This is a genomic window from Shewanella chilikensis, assembly GCF_002836945.1.
GTDB lineage: Bacteria > Pseudomonadota > Gammaproteobacteria > Enterobacterales > Shewanellaceae > Shewanella > Shewanella chilikensis.
In genome coordinates this window covers 12,940-29,474 of record NZ_NIJM01000052.1, presented here as the reverse complement: position 1 = coordinate 29,474, position 16,535 = coordinate 12,940, and the positions used below count along the sequence as shown (strand labels likewise).

Annotated in this window: 16 protein-coding genes; 11 read left to right on the top strand and 5 right to left on the bottom strand. The window is 53.5% G+C overall.

Annotation, left to right across the window (positions count from 1 at the left end):
- Positions 1-225: 225 nt before the first annotated feature.
- The 3 genes from CX651_RS16285 to CX651_RS16275 all read left to right on the top strand — a co-directional run bounded on the left by CX651_RS16285 (position 226) and on the right by CX651_RS16275 (position 2,045).
- A complete protein-coding gene (locus tag CX651_RS16285) occupies positions 226-1,008 on the top strand; it encodes a RelA/SpoT domain-containing protein (protein WP_101056886.1) in 783 nt (260 codons plus the stop codon).
- 68 nt (positions 1,009-1,076) lie between these two features.
- Entirely contained in the window at positions 1,077-1,481 is a 405-nt protein-coding gene (locus CX651_RS16280; RefSeq protein WP_101056885.1) for an SMI1/KNR4 family protein, read from the top strand.
- Positions 1,482-1,541: 60 nt separating this feature from the next.
- Positions 1,542-2,045, top strand: coding sequence for a DUF4447 family protein (locus CX651_RS16275; protein ID WP_101056884.1), 504 nt, complete (start codon positions 1,542-1,544; stop codon positions 2,043-2,045).
- Between the two features lie 46 nt (positions 2,046-2,091).
- On the opposite strand, the gene CX651_RS16270 is transcribed toward CX651_RS16275, so the two are convergent.
- Together CX651_RS16270 and CX651_RS16265 are read right to left on the bottom strand one after the other, a co-directional pair.
- Positions 2,092-2,718: a glutathione S-transferase family protein gene (locus tag CX651_RS16270; RefSeq protein WP_101056883.1), complete on the bottom strand. Its 627-nt coding sequence runs from the start codon at positions 2,716-2,718 to the stop codon at positions 2,092-2,094.
- Between the two features lie 229 nt (positions 2,719-2,947).
- Positions 2,948-5,530 carry a TonB-dependent receptor gene (locus CX651_RS16265; protein WP_071237085.1) on the bottom strand — a complete coding sequence of 861 codons (2,583 nt, stop codon included), beginning with the start codon at positions 5,528-5,530 and terminating at the stop codon, positions 2,948-2,950.
- 166 nt (positions 5,531-5,696) lie between these two features.
- Here CX651_RS16265 and CX651_RS16260 point away from each other — a divergent pair, with 166 nt between their 5' ends.
- The 5 genes from CX651_RS16260 to CX651_RS16240 all read left to right on the top strand — a co-directional run bounded on the left by CX651_RS16260 (position 5,697) and on the right by CX651_RS16240 (position 11,065).
- Positions 5,697-6,131 carry a PH domain-containing protein gene (locus CX651_RS16260; RefSeq protein WP_101056882.1) on the top strand — a complete coding sequence of 145 codons (435 nt, stop codon included), beginning with the start codon at positions 5,697-5,699 and terminating at the stop codon, positions 6,129-6,131.
- A complete protein-coding gene (locus CX651_RS16255; protein WP_101056881.1) occupies positions 6,128-7,408 on the top strand; it encodes an Nramp family divalent metal transporter in 1,281 nt (426 codons plus the stop codon). Before CX651_RS16260 ends, CX651_RS16255 begins: the two co-directional genes overlap by 4 nt.
- A 9-nt stretch (positions 7,409-7,417) precedes the next feature.
- Positions 7,418-8,581, top strand: a complete 1,164-nt coding sequence (locus CX651_RS16250) for a serine hydrolase domain-containing protein (RefSeq protein ID WP_101056880.1) — start codon at positions 7,418-7,420, stop codon at positions 8,579-8,581.
- 104 nt (positions 8,582-8,685) lie between these two features.
- On the top strand, positions 8,686-9,150 hold the full coding sequence (locus CX651_RS16245; protein WP_025009045.1) for a YehS family protein: 465 nt from the start codon (positions 8,686-8,688) through the stop codon (positions 9,148-9,150).
- A 226-nt stretch (positions 9,151-9,376) separates the two neighbouring features.
- The gene (locus CX651_RS16240; RefSeq protein WP_101056879.1) at positions 9,377-11,065 is read left to right on the top strand and encodes an NAD-dependent malic enzyme; all 1,689 of its coding nucleotides are present in this window, start codon (positions 9,377-9,379) and stop codon (positions 11,063-11,065) included.
- A 51-nt stretch (positions 11,066-11,116) separates the two neighbouring features.
- On the opposite strand, the gene CX651_RS16235 is transcribed toward CX651_RS16240, so the two are convergent.
- Complete coding sequence (locus CX651_RS16235; RefSeq protein WP_071477365.1) at positions 11,117-11,554, bottom strand: DUF3069 domain-containing protein; 438 nt, start codon at positions 11,552-11,554, stop codon at positions 11,117-11,119.
- 263 nt (positions 11,555-11,817) lie between these two features.
- Between CX651_RS16235 and CX651_RS16230 the strand changes: the two genes are divergently transcribed.
- Positions 11,818-13,674, top strand: coding sequence for a tetratricopeptide repeat-containing diguanylate cyclase (locus CX651_RS16230; protein WP_146226021.1), 1,857 nt, complete (start codon positions 11,818-11,820; stop codon positions 13,672-13,674).
- 22 nt (positions 13,675-13,696) lie between these two features.
- On the opposite strand, the gene CX651_RS16225 is transcribed toward CX651_RS16230, so the two are convergent.
- The gene (locus CX651_RS16225; protein ID WP_157822695.1) at positions 13,697-14,323 is read right to left on the bottom strand and encodes a substrate-binding periplasmic protein; all 627 of its coding nucleotides are present in this window, start codon (positions 14,321-14,323) and stop codon (positions 13,697-13,699) included.
- A gap of 369 nt (positions 14,324-14,692) precedes the next feature.
- On the opposite strand from CX651_RS16225, the gene queG reads away from it, so the two are divergent.
- Entirely contained in the window at positions 14,693-15,838 is a 1,146-nt protein-coding gene (gene queG / locus CX651_RS16220; RefSeq protein ID WP_232788338.1) for a tRNA epoxyqueuosine(34) reductase QueG, read from the top strand.
- Between the two features lie 8 nt (positions 15,839-15,846).
- On the opposite strand, the gene CX651_RS16215 is transcribed toward queG, so the two are convergent.
- Complete coding sequence (locus CX651_RS16215) at positions 15,847-16,050, bottom strand: dodecin (protein WP_025009040.1); 204 nt, start codon at positions 16,048-16,050, stop codon at positions 15,847-15,849.
- Positions 16,051-16,182: 132 nt separating this feature from the next.
- On the opposite strand from CX651_RS16215, the gene CX651_RS16210 reads away from it, so the two are divergent.
- On the top strand, positions 16,183-16,509 hold the full coding sequence (locus CX651_RS16210) for a hypothetical protein (protein WP_096140927.1): 327 nt from the start codon (positions 16,183-16,185) through the stop codon (positions 16,507-16,509).
- The last annotated feature ends 26 nt before the right edge of the window (positions 16,510-16,535 follow it).

Genomic DNA, 16,535 nt, shown 5'->3' with positions numbered 1-16,535 from the left:
TGATGGGAAACGGGATAGAGCCTATCCACGTGCGTTAAAAATGAGTAAAAACAAGTATCCCATTAAGCCTAAGAAAAATGCCGTTCACACTAAGTGAACGGCATTACCTCAAGGCGCCTTTCTTTTTAGATGAATAAAGTTTCATTTGAGGTTCAGCAAGGGTTCAGAGCCAAGTGCTACATTGGAGTCAAAGCCACTTAGAAGTCATTCTGGATGCGAGGCCCCATGACCCGATTATTCCGCACTTTCCTGGTTTTCCTGTTATTGCTTTCGGCGCGCACCGCCTACGCTCAGCCTTCAGAATATGAAGCTGAACCAAGAGACGACAGCGGCTACAGCCAGCGCCAAAACTCGGCCCTCCCATTCAATGCCCTCAAGAAACAAAGCTTTAGCGCCCCAAGGCAGCCCGTTTCCAGCCTCAATGCCCTCTATCAGCAGGCACCTATGGCACAAAATGAACTGCACTGTCTCCTGTCACAGATAGCCAATCAAAGCGAGACCGAGCTGCTACTGGCCAAGGTGAAAGAGCGTCAACGGGCCGAAGCCAAGGTGGCGCACAAGCTGAATAACGACCCTGCCGCCCTGACAGATCTGGTGCGAGCCACCCTGATAGCCGACAGCCTTGATGATCTGCAGCTGGCCTTTGACACCCTGAATCAACAGGCCAATGTGCTGCAGGTCAAAGACAGGTTTGCCCAGCCCAAGGCCTCCGGCTATCGGGATATCAACCTGCTGCTGCAGCTGCCGAAAAGTGGCCTGATTGCCGAAGTTCAGTTGCACTTAAGGAAGATTGCCGCCATCAAAAACGGCGCCGAGCACCAAGTCTATGAAGCAGTGCAGGCGATGGAACATAAGGCTGCCCGCGAGCAAAGGCCTTTGAGCGAGCTGGAACTGGCAAGGATCCAGAAGCTGCGCCAGGAATCACACAAGCTGTACCACAAGGCCTGGTTGGGTTATAAACGCCAACAAACCCAGACTCTTGGCATAGAAAATACCATAGTCGCCTGACAAAGCTTGTCAGCGGCCAACAAGCCGCTATACTCCAGCGCATTGACCCTCGGCCAAAGCGTAAAATCATGCATGAAATCATAGAGCAACTGCAGGAACTGTCAGAGCAGGTTCCTGTACCGCTGGATCTGCCCGGCTTTGACGATCTGGTGGATATCGAAGAGCAGATACTCATCCCTCTGCCCTCGGAGCTGAAAGAATATCTACTGCATGCCAGTGATGTTATCTATGGCAGCCTGGAGCCGGTGACCGCTGCCGATCCCCACTCCCACACCTATCTGCCGGAAGTGACCTCCTATGCCTGGTCGCTGGGAATGCCCAGAGATCTGATTGCCATCTGCCAAACCGGTGATGACTTTTACTGCATAGATCAGGAAGGTGTGGTCTACTTCTGGAACCAGGACGGCCTGGATGAAGAAGATTGCTGGGAGTCACTCTGGCAATGGGTCGAAGACGTCTGGCTGCAAAGCTGACACAAGCAGGCACGCCCTGGGCGCCACGCCATCAGACACATAGAAAAAACAGGAAGCATTATGTCCAAACAATATCCGCTCAACGCCATCGAGTTTCAGTGCCTGCGCCAATCTCTTGGCTTGGGTACCGCCCAGGCCGCCGAGTTACTGAAAGTCGATGAAGCCGAGTTGCTCTCCTGGGAAACGGGCGAGGCGCAGGTAAGCGAACTAGCCCAGAAAAAACTGCTGGAAATCGACGATATTATCGAGATGCAGGTGCTGAACACCTGTGATGGTATCGAGGCCATGTTCAAGAAAGAACCCAAGCGCCGTTTGGCCTTTGTGGTTTATCCCACCCAGGCGATTTACACCCAGTACAACCCTGAGTTTTTAAGCTCGCTGCCACTCACTGAGCTGTACAACACCGCCGCCTGGCGGATCAAGAAAGAGTGCAAACTGGTGCTGGAAGTGGATATCAGCCTGGTGCCACTGAATGTGGAATCCTACAAGGCCTTCAGAGAGCAGCAAGGCGGGCTGGGTGAGAGCCGCGAAAGCCGCGCCAAGTGGGCGGCCGCGCAGCTCTGAAATATCACGGCCCTGAAATACCGCGGCTTTGAAACCAGAGTTTGAATTAATCAGTTAAATTAGCGCTGGCTTTGTCCAGCGCCTTTTTCATTGCCGGACGCAGGTTAAGCCTGTCTCGGTAAACCGCCAGTTTGGGCGGGATCTGCTGCTCAAAAATGGTGGCCCAGTTCAGGGTATGAGCCAGCAGTATATCGGCCACAGTCAATTCATCACCGAGCAAAAATGGGCTATCAGGCAGCCACTGCTCGGCAATGGCCGCGGCCTTGTTGAACTCCCATACGGCCGTGGCTTGAATCGCCGCCACCCGCTGCTGCTCCGGCAAGGCAAACCTGTGCTTGCCCATGGTCCACAACGGCTGCTCCAACTCGGTTATCACAAAGCTCAACCATTGATGATGATGCCCGGAGGCTGCCGTGCCTGGCTTGGGCAACAGACGCCCCTCACCGTAACGCTCGGCCAGATAGAGCATAATGGCCGCCGATTCGGTCAATACCAGACCGTCATCCTCGAGCACGGGGATTTTGCCGCAGGGATTAAGCGCCAGGAACTCAGGAGTGCGGTTCTGCTGCTTGGCCATATCAACAAAGTGAAACTCCCAGGGCAGTTCCAGCTCTTCCAACAACCAGGAAACCCGCAGCGCCCGGCTTCGCGGCGTGCCATAGAGTCGAATCATATTACTTTCCTTAAATTGCCCTGTCGCCATAAGCAATGGCTAACGCAGGTATGGTGGCAGAAAAGGCGCCCGCAGGCGCCATGATGATAAGGTCAACAACAACAAGATACTCCCACTGCCTCAAGCTTGTCACTCTGTCCCTGTTTCTCGGCTCTTATCTCTCACCTCTTATCTCAACTCTCCAGCATCCGGCCCTTGCCAGTTTGCCATCAAGGGCCGGGTGCCTGCCTCAGAAGTTAAGACTGACCTTGGTGTAGATGAAACGGCCTCTGGGGTTATGCACAGACATCACATAGCCATAGAGATCCGCATCGCCATCGCCTATGGCAAACGGCGGCTCTTCATCCAACAGGTTGTTGACCCCGAGCGTCCACTTGAACATCTCGTTGAAACGGTAGGAAGCCTGCAAGTCCACCAGGAACTGGGCATCCACCATACGTGACTTGTTCTCGGTAAAGTCGAGGGCGCCGTCGAAGTTGATGTCCGGCGTATCTTCAAATTCGCCTATGTAGCTGACATTGAGGTTGGCGGCAAAGTCGCCCATGGTCCAGTTAGTGCTGGCCAGCCAGCGGTACTGGGGATACTCATATTCGCCGGTATAATCCAGGCCGTCCTTTTCAAACTTGTCCAGATAGCTCCACTCAAGGCCAAACTTAAGATCGCCATAGCTGTCCAGTTCCAGGCCGTAGTGAGCCGAGATATCCAGGCCCTGTGCCTCCTGGGAGCTTAAGTTAACAAAGCTTGAGTGAATCACATCAAGCACCCCGAGCGGCTCGCCACCGGCGGGGGGCAGGCGCACACAGATAGCGCTGTTTTGATCATTACAGTTGGCGGCATAGATGTCGCCCAGAGGCTGCTCGTCTATCTTGTTGTCCTGGGTGATGTTCCAGATATCGAAGCCGATATCGAACTTCTGGCTCGGCGCCCAGATCATGCCTATGTTCCAGGTTTCCGACTCCTCGGCATCCAGATCCGGGTTACCGGCAAATACCGTGTTGTAATCCAGCACCTCACAGTCGGCCTCTGAGATACCCTGAGCGGCGCAGGCATAGGTATCTTTGAAGAAGTTACTCTTTTCCGAAGGGCCCAGGCCTATCTGGGCCAGCGATGGCGCCCGGAACCCCTGGGCCCAGGAGGCGCGCATGCTCAAGTCTTCTGTCATGCCCCAATGGAACGCCACCTTGGGATTGGTGGTGGAGCCAAAGTCGCTGTAATGATCGTAGCGCCCCGCCAGTTGCAGCTCGAAGCTGTCGGTCACCGGAATGGAAAACTCCAGGTAGGCGGCATACTGATCGCGTTCGGCCGCGGCGGAAACCGCTTCAGTCCCGAAGATAAGCCCGCGCTGGAACTGCTCATCGGGCACATCGCTGACATCCTCTTCACGATATTCCATCCCGGCGGCCAACATGATATCCCTGTCAGCCAGGGTAAAGGCATGCCCCGAAATGCTGGCATCATAGGCGGTAATATGTGACTTGCCCTGACGCACCAGACTGGTGGTAATGGCATCTATCACCTCGGGTGAGTTGATGGTGCCGCCAAAGGGGTTGTAGTTGCCGAGATTGATTTGCTCCTGCAGATAGTCCACCCGTACCCAGCCCTGGCTGCGATCCCCTGTCTGGGTCGACTCACTGCGCCCCTTTTGGGCCGAGACTTCCCAGTCCCACTCCTTGAAGCTGCCGCGCAGACCGGCCACCAATCTCAAGCTGTCGGACTCGATATCCCAGCGGCGGGGACCGGCATCTACTGTGCGGAAGCGGCCTATGTCAATGTCCTGACCAAAAGGATTGTTGGGATGTGAACCGGGAACCGTCAAACCTGCGGTTTCATCCAGCGGTGTGGCGGCACCACCGGCCTTGGAGGTATTGTGCTGAGCCGCCAGCTCCAAAAAGGCGGTCAGGGAATCACTCAGGTGATACTCAAACTGACCTATGGCGCCTATGCGCTCGGCCTCGGGGATCACCAAGTTATAGGGGCCATAATCGAACAGGCAGCTGCCGCTCGATGTGGCGGAATCGGCCGGACAAGCCGGATCTATGGTCTTGACACCATTGACATAGAAATACCCCGGAAAACCCCGGGAAGAACGGAAATCCTCCCCGCCCCAGGGCGACTGATTGGCGGTACCAAACTGCCCCATCTCATCGGCGCTCAGGGTCGAGTTGCTGAAATAATCCAGGATCACAGACGCGCTGCCCTTGTCACTCATGGTGCCCCACACCAGACTGGCGGTCTTTTCGTTGTAATTGGGGCCATCTGTGGCGCCATAGCCGAGATTGACTTCAATGCCTTCGATGTTTTTCCTCAGCACTATGTTGACCACCCCGGCAATGGCATCCGAGCCATAGATGGCCGAGGCGCCGTCCTTGAGTATATCTATCCGCTCAATGGCCGATACGGGAATGCTGTTGATATCGACAAAAGAATTGCTGACCCCTTCGGCAAAGGCACTGATGGAAACCCGGCGACCATTGATCAGCACCAGGGTCGCATCCGGCCCCATGCCACGCAGGCTGATGGCGGCGGCACCGTTGGCGGTAGAGTCCTGGCTGTTGCCGCGGGTGGAGAAAGTGCCGGCCCCGGCCGCCGGCATCCTTTCCAGCAACTGCTGCAGGTTGTCGTAGCCCATGTTGGCAATATCTTCTTTGCCTATGGATTGAATGGGCGATGGGCCTTCCATATCGGTACGTTTGATCCGCGAGCCTGTGACTTCGATGCGCTCCACAGACTCCTCGGCCGCGAAGGATTCACCGGCAGAGGTCAAGGCAAGCGCCGCGGCGCAGGCACTCAGGGTGAGGTGAGGTCTATTCATAATCATCCCTAATTTCTTCAGTTGTTTTTATGGAAAACAACCACGACTACAAACTTCCGTGTTGTCATATATTTTTAACATTTACCAATTCAACTTAACTCTTTAATATCTAAAGTCAATGCCTCTAACTGGGGTAAATTTGATTTTACTGATATAGGAAGTCGTCATGTCCACAGCCGCCGCGCCACTGCTTCAGGCCCGCTTTGCCGATAATCTCGCCAATATGAGCGCCAAGCTGACCAAGCGTAAGCTAGTAGTGCGCCGCGGCCTGCTGACCCGCACCGAAAATACTGTGCCCTTGGATAAAATCACCGACATGGCGCTTATTCAGGGGCCACTGATGCGCCTGTTCGGTCTGAAGAAACTCAAGGTGGAAACCGCCGGACAATCCAGCAATAACGCCCTGATAAGCCTGGTTGGCATAGTCGATGCCGACGGATTTCGCGCCGCTGTGCTGGCACAAAAAGAGCATTTGGATCACAAGGAGCCCAACTCAAATGGACATGACAGCAACCATGAGCAGCTGATGTTACTCAGGGAGATCCGCTCCTCGCTGGTCAATATCGAATCCTTACTGGCCCGGGAAAAGAGCGCGCCATGAATGACACTACATTGAATAACAAAGGTTTTTCTTTCACTCACCTTAGGCACCTAATGGCCGCCATGGGCCCGGGCGTACTGGTGGCCGCAGCGGCCATAGGCGCCTCGCATCTGGTGGCTTCAACCCGTGCCGGCGCCGAATTTGGCTGGCAGTTGGCCTGGCTGGTGGTGCTGGTCAATCTGCTCAAATATCCCTTCTTTGCCGCCGGAGCCAGATACACGGCGGCGACCGGCGAGAGTCTGCTTGAGGGCTATCTCAGGCAAGGAAAGGGCTATCTGTGGCTGTTCAGTCTGCTCAATCTTGTTGCTGCCATTGCCAGCACCGCCGGGGTCAGCATGCTGAGTGCCGCCATGCTGACTCAGTTTGTGCCGCTCGGCATAGATATTCTGTCTTTTATCGTGCTCTGCGCCAGTTTGCTGCTGTTATTGCTTGGGCGCTACAGCCTGCTTGATCGCATGACCAAAGTTGTGATGGCGCTGTTGACCCTGGGCACTCTGACAGCCGCGGCCATGATGCTGGGGGTGGAGTCTGTGCTGGATAAAGACTTCGTCTCCCCCTCTCCCTGGCAATGGGCTTATCTTGGTTTTTTGATCGCCATGATGGGCTGGATGCCGGCACCGATTGAAGTCAGCGCCTGGAACTCACTGTGGCTGCTGGAGAAACAGCGCATCAATCAACAGCAAGCCGCTCTGAGCGCTGCCCAGGCCAGGTTGGATTTCGATATCGGCTATTGGCTCACCGCCTTGCTGGCACTGGTGTTTCTCAGCCTGGGTGCCGGTGTCATGCATGGCTCGGGAGCCTCCTTTGCCGACTCGGGAGCCCAGTTTGCCGGGCAGTTGATCTCCCTCTACGCCAGCGTGCTCGGGGAGTGGAGCCGTATGCTTATCGCCTTGGTGGCGCTGCTGTGTATTTTCTCCACCACTGTCACTGTGCTCGATGGTTACAGCCGCACCCTGGATGCCGGTTGGCGCCTGCTGCTTGAGCGCCGCCCCAGCGGTAAACGCCTGGCTGGGATCATGCTGGTTATGTCGCTGCTGGCCTTGCTGCTGATCCTGTTCTTTAAGGGTGCCTTGCTATCACTGTTGGAATTGGTGATGATCCAGGCCTTTATGACTACCTGTATTTTTGCCTGGTTGAATCTACGGCTGATGAGTTCCAAAACCCTGCCGACTGAGGCCCGTTACGGCAGGGGCATGCAACTCTGGGGCTGGCTGGGACTCGGTTACCTGTTTGGCTTTGCGCTGCTGTTTATCTATTGGTATTGCTACATCAAATAAGGAAGTTGCATGAACTCCTCACCGCTGGCGCAGCCGCGCTTTTTAGGGCCAAACCTCTCATCGACAGTCAAAGGCATCACCATGGCCTGCCTGCTGGGATTCACTTTAAGCCTGAGCGCGGCGCCAGGGCCCGAACAAGAGCCGGCACCAGGTAAGGGTTCGGCGCCATCTGTCTGCCACAGCGAAGAGCTGACACGACAACTGCAGCTGATAATCAAGCAAAACCCCCTGCCCTTCAGCGGCGTAATCGAGTTGAGGCAAGGTAAAAAGACACTGCTGAGCCATGCGGCCGGAGAAAGCCAGGGCAAACCCATCACCTCTGATAGCCAATTTGTGCTGGGTTCACTGTCAAAGCAAGTGTTTGCCGTCTTGGTGATGCGGGCGATAGAAAGAGGCGATTTCAATCTCAATGACAGCGCCGCCACCCTGCTCGGCAAAGAGGCCGAACTGGATCCGGCCATCACAGTTGCCATGTTGCTGAGCCACACATCCGGCATAGGCATCCAAGGACAAGCCTTGCTGTTCACCCCGGGCAGCGATTTTAAATACAGCAATGACAATTATTGGCTGCTGGCCGAGATCCTCAAGCGAAAAGGCAGCAGCGGTACTCAATTGCTGCAGCGCTTCTTTGATGCCGAGGGGCTTGAGCTCAAGGCCCGCACCGGCAGTATTGAAAGTATCCAGGAACAGTTACCCCATCTGGCGATAGGAAGAACCGAGACAGACAGCGGCTTTGAGAGCGTGGCCGAGCAGTTGACCCTCACAGATAAGCTGTTGGCCAGCGGCGCCCTTATTGGCTCCACCTCTGCCTTTGCCGACTTTCAGCAGGCCCTGCATCAGGGGCAACTGCTTAGCCGTGGCGGCTATTTGCAGTTGCTGGCGCCGAGAGGCAAACGCCCCCATCGTTGGGGAGAGCTGAATTATGCCGCCGGAATACAACTGAGCCCTGAGTTGCCCCTGGAGTTCAGCCACAGTGGTTACATAGCGGGTTATATCAGCACTGCGATTTATTATCCGGACTCGGGCTTCAATCTGGTGGTACTGGAAAACACCTCTTGGTCACTCAAAGATATAGGCCGGGTGTTCGCCCTTCACGACAAGCTGCGACAGGCGGTGCGCGAAACGGCCGCGAACTGTCCACTGGAAAAAGCGGCAAATCTGCCCGGCTTTTAGGTATAATGCCGCAATATTGCGGAGCCTCCGCGCCTAACGCACCTAAGTCAATCGCCAGACAGTGTTAAAACTAAGCCGGGAGTCAAACCGGCCCAGGGACATTCATGACCAACAACGATATTCTGCGCCGCTTGCGCTTTGTCTTTAATTTCAACGACTCCAAGGTATTGCGTCTCTACGCCAAAATGAAGCGTGAAATGAGTGAAGCTGAGCTGGCCGGCCTGCTCAAGAAAGAAGATGAAGAAGGGTTCCGTCCCTGTGACGATCGTACCCTGTGCCAGTTTCTCGATGCCGTGATCATCGACAAACGCGGCCTGCGTCCCGGCAGTGGCATTCCGCAGCCGCTGCCCAGCCTGAACAACAACATCATCTTCAAGAAACTCAGAATCGCCTTGGAACTGAAAGAAGAAGATATTATTGCCATTCTTGAACTGGCCAACTTCCGTATCGGCAAGGCTGAGCTGAGCGCCCTGTTCCGCAATCCTGAGCACAAGCATTACCGCTACTGTGGTGATCAGTTGATGCGTAACTTTATCAAGGGCTTGTCACTTAAATACCGCGGCAAATAAGCCAACAAGCAACAGCAGCTATCTCCTTTGGAACCAGGCATCCGCCTGGTTCTTTGTTTTGTGTCATTCCCCCCCTTAGGCTCAGACCAACCCGGTTTGCCGCGTTTTAAACAAAATTTTTGCTCAAGCCCTCGCCCACAGGCAACAAAGATCACATTTCGTGGTAATCTATGCGGATTTAGATCACAGCCCGTCATCCACCAACAAAGAACATAAAAGGTTAGCCATGGACGATAATAAACGCCCCTTATATCTGCCTTTTGCCGGTCCGGCTATTCTCGAAGCGCCGTTGATCAACAAAGGTAGTGCATTTACCGAGGAAGAGCGTATTTTCTTCAACCTCGAAGGCCTGGTGCCCTACGTGATTGAAACGATCGAAGAGCAGGCCTCACGTGCCTACGATCAGTTCAAGAACTTCAGCAATGATCTGGACAAGCATATCTATCTGCGCAATATCCAGGACACCAACGAGACCCTCTTCTATCGTCTGGTTCAGAATCACATCACAGAGATGATGCCTATCATCTACACCCCAACCGTCGGATTGGCCTGTGAACGCTTCTCCAAAGACTACCGCCGTAACCGCGGCCTGTTTATTTCCTATCCGAATAAGGATCGCATCGACGACATCCTCAACAACTCCACCCGTCACAAGGTGAAGGTAATAGTGGTTACCGACGGTGAGCGTATTTTGGGGCTGGGCGATCAGGGGATCGGCGGCATGGGGATCCCGATTGGAAAGCTGTCGCTCTACACCAGCTGCGGCGGCATCAGCCCGGCTTACACTCTGCCCATTACCCTGGATGTGGGAACAGATAACCCGCATCTGCTGGAAGATCCCATGTATATGGGTTGGCGCCACCAGCGCATAGGCGGCGAAGAATATCTGGAATTTATTGAAGCCTTTATGCAGGCGGTTCATCGCCGTTGGCCCGAGGCCTTGATCCAGTTCGAAGACTTCGCCCAGAAAAACGCCATGCCGCTGCTGGAGCGTTACAAAGATAAATACTGCTGTTTCAATGATGACATTCAGGGAACCGCCGCCATCACAGTTGGCTCACTGCTCGCTGCCTGTAAGGCCGCAGGCACTCACTTGAGCCAGCAAAGGGTTGCCTTCCTCGGCGCCGGTAGCGCAGGCTGCGGCATCGCCGAAGCGATTATTGCGCAGATGGTTTCCGAAGGGATCAGTGATGAGCAGGCCAGACGTCAGGTATTTATGGTCGATCGTTGGGGACTGTTGCAGGACAATATGCCCAACCTGTTGCCATTCCAGCAAAAACTGGCGCAAAGGCGCGAAGAGCTGCAGCTGTGGAGCAACTTCGGTGACAACATCTCGCTGCTGGATGTGGTCAACAACGGCAAGCCGACTGTGCTTATCGGGGTTTCCGGCGCCCCTGGACTGTTCAGCGAGGAGATCATCCGCGCCATGCACAGCCACTGCCCAAGACCGATAGTGTTCCCGCTGTCCAACCCCACCAGCCGAGTTGAAGCTACGCCCAAGGATATTCTGCATTGGACCAATGGCCAGGCGCTGGTTGCCACCGGCAGCCCCTTTGAGCCTGTGGTCATAGACAACCAAACCTATGAAATCGCCCAGTGCAACAACAGCTATATCTTCCCCGGCATAGGCCTTGGAGTATTGGCCAGTGGTGCCAAGCGGGTCTCTGATGAGATGCTGATGGCCTCCAGCCGCGCTCTGGCAGAATGCTCGCCGCTGGCACTCAACGGCAGTGGTTCCCTGTTGCCTAAACTGGAAGAGATCCAGAAGGTCAGCAAGCACATCGCCTTTGCCGTCGGCAAGGTCGCCATCGAGCAAGGCCACGCATTGCCGACTTCCGATGAAATGTTACAACAGGCTATCGAGAGTAATTTCTGGCAGCCTGAGTATCGCCGCTACAAGCGTACTTCCTTCTAAGAGCGTCCGCCCATAAAAAAACCGGCATTAAAAATAATGCCGGTTTTTTATTCAGCCATTGGCTATCACATCTCGAATACTGTTGAGTAAACGCCTATCGGTACGGGCCTTTTTCAACTTACGTACACTCTCTTTGAGCGCCGATTGTGAAATACGATCATATATGCCGCTATATTCCTGCTCGGCAATGGCCTCGTCGGTATCCGCCAACTGGGCGATATCCTGGGCCATCAAACTCAGTTGCAACCAGGCTGATGCGATAAAAAAGCCGTGAAAATCGGCTCTGGGTAGCAACTTGGCAGCACTTGGCGGCAACTTGTCCCAAGCCTGTTTGAACTCAGACTCCTTATCGTCCAGCAGTTGTTCAAACAGATTGTCATAGGCTTCTTTCAGCGCCGTCGGCAACTTATCCATAGGTAATACCTGAGAGCAGATATTGATGGCGGCGCTTCGCGCCTGCTGCCGGTACTGAGCATCAACTTGAGTCATTGTTTCTTCCGTCTAAAAGCGATTGGCGGCGAGTATAGCACCGGCATTAAACAGCAATCCATCTCCAATTGGCACCCTGGAAATACAAAAAGTCAGCCAAAGAACGGGGCCAACCGCGCTCAAAACCGGGAAACAGGCATAGGATGAAACCCGGCTTGCTAAGCAAATTTAACGATTTATTGCTGGTCAGCCTATGCCCTGGTGCGTATGCTTAGTAACATAATGTAAACATATCTCTATCGGTAAGCGTGAAGTCATACTTTTTGAAATCAGCCTTCGCTCTGCTACTTTTGTCCGGCATGGTTCCGCTCGCTCTGGCATTGGATAACCCCGAGGCAGATAAGTTATTCAAACTGCTTGAAAATGGGCAGGTCAATAATGTTGCCAAGGTGGAACAAACTCTGGAGCAAATAGCCCAATTGTTGGCCGATAAAGATCTGGATCGCCAAGTAAGGCTCAGGCGCGCCCGCTGTTGGAGCTATGACACCAATAATAATGCCAAGGTTGATGCGGCAATAGATTACGCCAATACCCAAGTACAGATGGCTGAAAATCAAGCTTATCCGGAAGCCCTGACCGACTTTCGCCTATGCCATGGTTGGTACTCTCAACTCAAAGGCAATATGGAGCAGGCCAAAGCCGACTATGACCAAGCCTTACAACAAGCCTACCAACTCGAAGACCGTCGGTTAATCGCGGATGCCCGCAGTATGCGTGGCGCCATGTATTCTTTTCAGGGCAATTTTGCACTGGCATTGGAAGATCTTCTCACCGCCCAACAGCTCTATGAACAACTCAAACTGGATTATTGGAGCCGCTACAACTTGGTTGATCTTGCTACCAGCTTCCGTCGTTTCGGCGATCCGCAGAGCGCACTCAACTATTACCGCCAATTGGAACAGGCTTATCGCCAAGGTGGCCATGAAGAGCAGGCCTATATTGTCAATGGTGAGATGGCCATAGCGCTCGAGGAATTGGGGGACTTTGAAGCGGCTGTGACCAAATTCCAGCAGTCTTACAACTATCTCAAACGACAAGGAATGACTATCGAAGCTGCAGGAGTTTCGGTCAATATGGCAGGTTCACTGTTGAAACTCGACAGAATAGAAGATGCCAAACAGGCGCTGGAGCGTGCCAAACCATTTGTGACCGAGCAACAGGGTGGCTTCTACAGTTTTATGCAACTCTACAGCGCCGATGTGTTGCTGCGCCAAGGTCAGGCGGAACAAGCTATGGTCCCCTTGGCCAAGGCAGAACAAAGTTTTCGGGATATCAGTAATGACAGGGGATTGGCCGAACTCTACCTGCTCAAAAGCGAAATATTTGCCGCACAGGGGCTTTGGCAAGAATCAACAAACGTGCTCAAATCATATATCTCCCTGCATTCTGAACTGGATAATAAGCTTCAGTCATACCGCACCACAGAGATGCGTACCCGCTTCAATGCCGACCGCATGGCAAAAGAAAATCAACGTCTGCTGGAAAGCGAGCGCCTCAAAGAACAGGAGGTGCAGATACTTCAGCAAAACCGCCTGTTGCAGCTGGCGGTGCTGATCCTTGCCAGCATCATTATTTTCATTATGGCGATTCTGGCCTATAAACAAACCGGAAAGTCACGTCAATTTCAGAAGATAGCCCAAACGGATCATCTCACTCAGTTGGCCAACCGACGCTATACCTATCAGAGGGGAGAAGCGTTATTCAATCAGGCCAAACATTCAGGCATACCTATGTCTGTTATTCTGTTTGACGCCGATAACTTCAAGGATATCAACGACCAGTTTGGTCATGATGGCGGAGATAAGGTACTGCAGCACCTGGCGAGCGTAAGCCAAACGCTTATTCGTGAGCAAGATCTACTGGGGCGGATCGGTGGTGAAGAGTTTCTGCTGCTGTTGCCGGAAACCAGTCGAGAAGAATGCCTGAAAATTGCTGAGCGTTTACGTCAAACCTTGGCAGAATCAAGCCCAGAGGCGCTTGCCGGCGAGTCCAGAGTCACTATCAGTGCCGGGGTTGCGACTCTCAATACCGAGTTACAGTTTTCAGAGCTGCTTAAACAGGCTGATAACGCTCTATACCGCGCCAAAAATAAGGGGCGTAATAGGGTAGAAAGCGCCTGAACCGCCCTCACCAATCAGTAATTCAGTGGCTATGCCATAACACTTCAGCCTCAGGCAGTGAGGGCTTTGCTCCAAACCATTCAAAATACAGTGCATCAAATTCGCCACTTAGCTGTAATGCCACCAGCGCCTTGTGCCAGGCTTTAACTCGCGCAGGATCTGTGCCACTGGAGAACGCCAGATACAACCGCAAGTGTGCCAATTCCAGCACAGGCCGCACTGCAGTCAACGGTTGATCCAATTGCCGCAAGACGCCCTTAACCGCGATCTCCGCCTGACACCAATAACGCACCCGCTTATGCAACAACTGTCTGGCCGAATACTGAGGAAAACCTGAGATTAGCAGCCTCTCATCCGCAATATCCCTCAACAATCTTTGCGCCGGAGAGTGACGATAAATAGCAATATTACCCGCCGCAGCCGCCTGTGACAGATCTGCCGGAGTGAAATCATCATCCATGCGGGCATAGAGCTGGATACGGGTTTCGGCAATCGGTCCAACAAAATCAAATTGCTGCCGTCGCTGTTCATCAATAGAAGTGGCAAATAACAGGATATTGGCATGATGAGTTGCCATATTAATGGCGCGGGCCCAAGGCAAGATCTCTATGACTGGCTCGTCATCGGCGGCGGTGACTTTGTAATTCAACGCCTTAACCAGGGCAACGGCATAACCAGGGCAACGGCATAACCATCAGTTCGTCCTTGGTATTCATAACTCATGGGGGGCCAAGCTTCTGTCAAAAGCCTCAGAGGCGCAAGTCTGGACTCGGGAGGCTCATTCCCGGCCTGGACGAAACCAGCAAGAATGCAGCCACACACAATCAAGCAGGCCCAAAACAGAGGCTTAATTGTCGACATATGTTTATTCCCCCTCGGTTCCAGCATAGCATCGACAAAAACCAAAATCGCCGTTTGCGGCAACTGTGAGCGATTCAGCTTTACTGATATAATCAGGTTTTTTCCCGGTCAGCCTCTGTTAATGTCTGTTCCTCAACCACCACAATTTGATCCCTGTATGCTTGGTAAGCTTGCCCGCGACATAAAGGCTTGGGGCAAAGAGCTGGGTTTTGCTCAAGTTGGGATCACGGATACAGATCTTCGCCGCGAAGAGCCCAGGCTACAGACCTGGCTCGATAAGGGCTATCACGGTGAAATGGGCTATATGGCCAGCCACGGCATGATGCGGGCCCGCCCGGCCGAACTGCATCCCGGCACTTTAAGAGTCATCTCGGTACGGATGGACTATCTGCCGCCCCAAGCCGGATTTGCTCTCAACCTCAAAGACCCTAACCTCGGCTATATCTCCCGCTATGCCGGCGGCCGTGACTATCACAAGCTGATGCGTAATCGCTTGAAAAAGCTGGGCGAACGTATAGATGAAGCGCTCAAAGCCCTGCAACTTGAAGGCTGTGGCTTTCGGCCCTTCGTCGACTCGGCGCCCATTCTGGAACGGCCTCTGGCAGAAAAGGCCGGGATCGGTTGGACAGGTAAACACTCATTGATCCTCAACCATGAAGCCGGCAGTTGGTTTTTCCTCGGCGAACTGCTGGTGAACCTGCCGCTGCCCGTGGATGTCGCCATAGCCGAAGGCTGCAATACCTGCGTCGCCTGCATTACAAGTTGCCCAACTGGCGCTATAGTCGAGCCCTATGTAGTCGATGGACGTCGCTGCATCTCTTACCTCACCATAGAACTGGCCGGCAGCATCCCACTGGAGTTTCGGCCACTGCTAGGCAATCGCATCTACGGCTGCGATGACTGCCAGCTGGTATGCCCCATCAACCGTGCCGCCCCCTTGACCGCAGAGACAGACTTTCATTTAAGGCCACAACTGAAACAGCCCAAGCTGCTGGAGCTGTTTGCCTGGAGTGAGGTCGAGTTTTTGAAGAATACCGAAGGCAGCGCCATCCGCCGCATAGGCCATCAACGCTGGCTGCGCAATATTGCGGTGGCACTGGGCAATGCGCCCGGCAGTGAAACCATAGTTGCCGCCTTGCAGGAGCGACTGACAGATGCCTCTGAACTGATCGCAGAACACATAACGTGGGCACTGGCGCAGCAGGCAGAAAAACTCAGCGGCAAGAACACAGCGCCCATTCCCGTCCGTAAGACGGATCGCCTGATCCGGATAGTGGAAAAGGGTTTGCCAAGAGACGCCTGAATTCAAGCCTAATCCAGGGTAAAACCCACCTTGATGGTGACCTGCCAATGAGCGATAACACCGGCTTCCAGGTGGCCACGGGTATCTATCACTTCAAACCAGCGCAGATTGTGCAGCGACTGACTGGCCGCAGCGATGGCATTCTTGACCGCTTCGTCCGAGCTGATGGGGGATGAACCTGTCAGTTCTATTATCTTGTATACATGGCTCATGGGGCTTCTCCTGATAGTTATCTGAGTCCGGTTGGTGACCTGAGTATAGACAGAAATGGTCAATGGCATATTTCCCTTGGTTTCTGTATATTTCTCAGTTGGATAACCATCAGAAAAAATCAAGGGATTGCCATGCAATTAAAACATTCAGGTCCAGGGATAGCCTCATTTGTCACCAGCATATTGAGTGGAATAGCCCTGTTTATTACTTTTATTGTTGCCGGAACCCTGGAAACAACAACACCGGGCGGCATGGATGAAAACTCCATGGAAGCGGTTCTTGTGGGGTTAATGATCATCTTTATGATGTTGGTCTGTCTGGTGTCTTTGGGGTTGGGTATTGGTGGCCTGGTACAAAAAGAGCGCCAGAAAATCTTCGCCATTCTGGGCACAATCTTTTCAAGCTTGATCATCCTGGGCACTGTGGGCCTGATGATACTGGGAATAAGCATGAGTTGAATCTTTACCGCGTTGAAGTCAATCAA

Excerpts from the sequence above, each read along its gene's own strand:
- CX651_RS16285 (WP_101056886.1), top strand. The coding sequence starts at position 226 with ATGACCCGATTATTCCGCACTTTCCTGGTTTTCCTGTTATTGCTTTCG.
- CX651_RS16280 (WP_101056885.1), top strand. The coding sequence starts at position 1,077 with ATGCATGAAATCATAGAGCAACTGCAGGAACTGTCAGAGCAGGTTCCT.
- CX651_RS16275 (WP_101056884.1), top strand. The coding sequence starts at position 1,542 with ATGTCCAAACAATATCCGCTCAACGCCATCGAGTTTCAGTGCCTGCGC.
- CX651_RS16270 (WP_101056883.1), bottom strand. The coding sequence starts at position 2,718 with ATGATTCGACTCTATGGCACGCCGCGAAGCCGGGCGCTGCGGGTTTCC.
- CX651_RS16265 (WP_071237085.1), bottom strand. The coding sequence starts at position 5,530 with ATGAATAGACCTCACCTCACCCTGAGTGCCTGCGCCGCGGCGCTTGCC.
- CX651_RS16260 (WP_101056882.1), top strand. The coding sequence starts at position 5,697 with ATGTCCACAGCCGCCGCGCCACTGCTTCAGGCCCGCTTTGCCGATAAT.
- CX651_RS16255 (WP_101056881.1), top strand. The coding sequence starts at position 6,128 with ATGAATGACACTACATTGAATAACAAAGGTTTTTCTTTCACTCACCTT.
- CX651_RS16250 (WP_101056880.1), top strand. The coding sequence starts at position 7,418 with ATGAACTCCTCACCGCTGGCGCAGCCGCGCTTTTTAGGGCCAAACCTC.
- CX651_RS16245 (WP_025009045.1), top strand. The coding sequence starts at position 8,686 with ATGACCAACAACGATATTCTGCGCCGCTTGCGCTTTGTCTTTAATTTC.
- CX651_RS16240 (WP_101056879.1), top strand. The coding sequence starts at position 9,377 with ATGGACGATAATAAACGCCCCTTATATCTGCCTTTTGCCGGTCCGGCT.
- CX651_RS16235 (WP_071477365.1), bottom strand. The coding sequence starts at position 11,554 with ATGACTCAAGTTGATGCTCAGTACCGGCAGCAGGCGCGAAGCGCCGCC.
- queG (WP_232788338.1), top strand. The coding sequence starts at position 14,693 with ATGCTTGGTAAGCTTGCCCGCGACATAAAGGCTTGGGGCAAAGAGCTG.
- CX651_RS16215 (WP_025009040.1), bottom strand. The coding sequence starts at position 16,050 with ATGAGCCATGTATACAAGATAATAGAACTGACAGGTTCATCCCCCATC.
- CX651_RS16210 (WP_096140927.1), top strand. The coding sequence starts at position 16,183 with ATGCAATTAAAACATTCAGGTCCAGGGATAGCCTCATTTGTCACCAGC.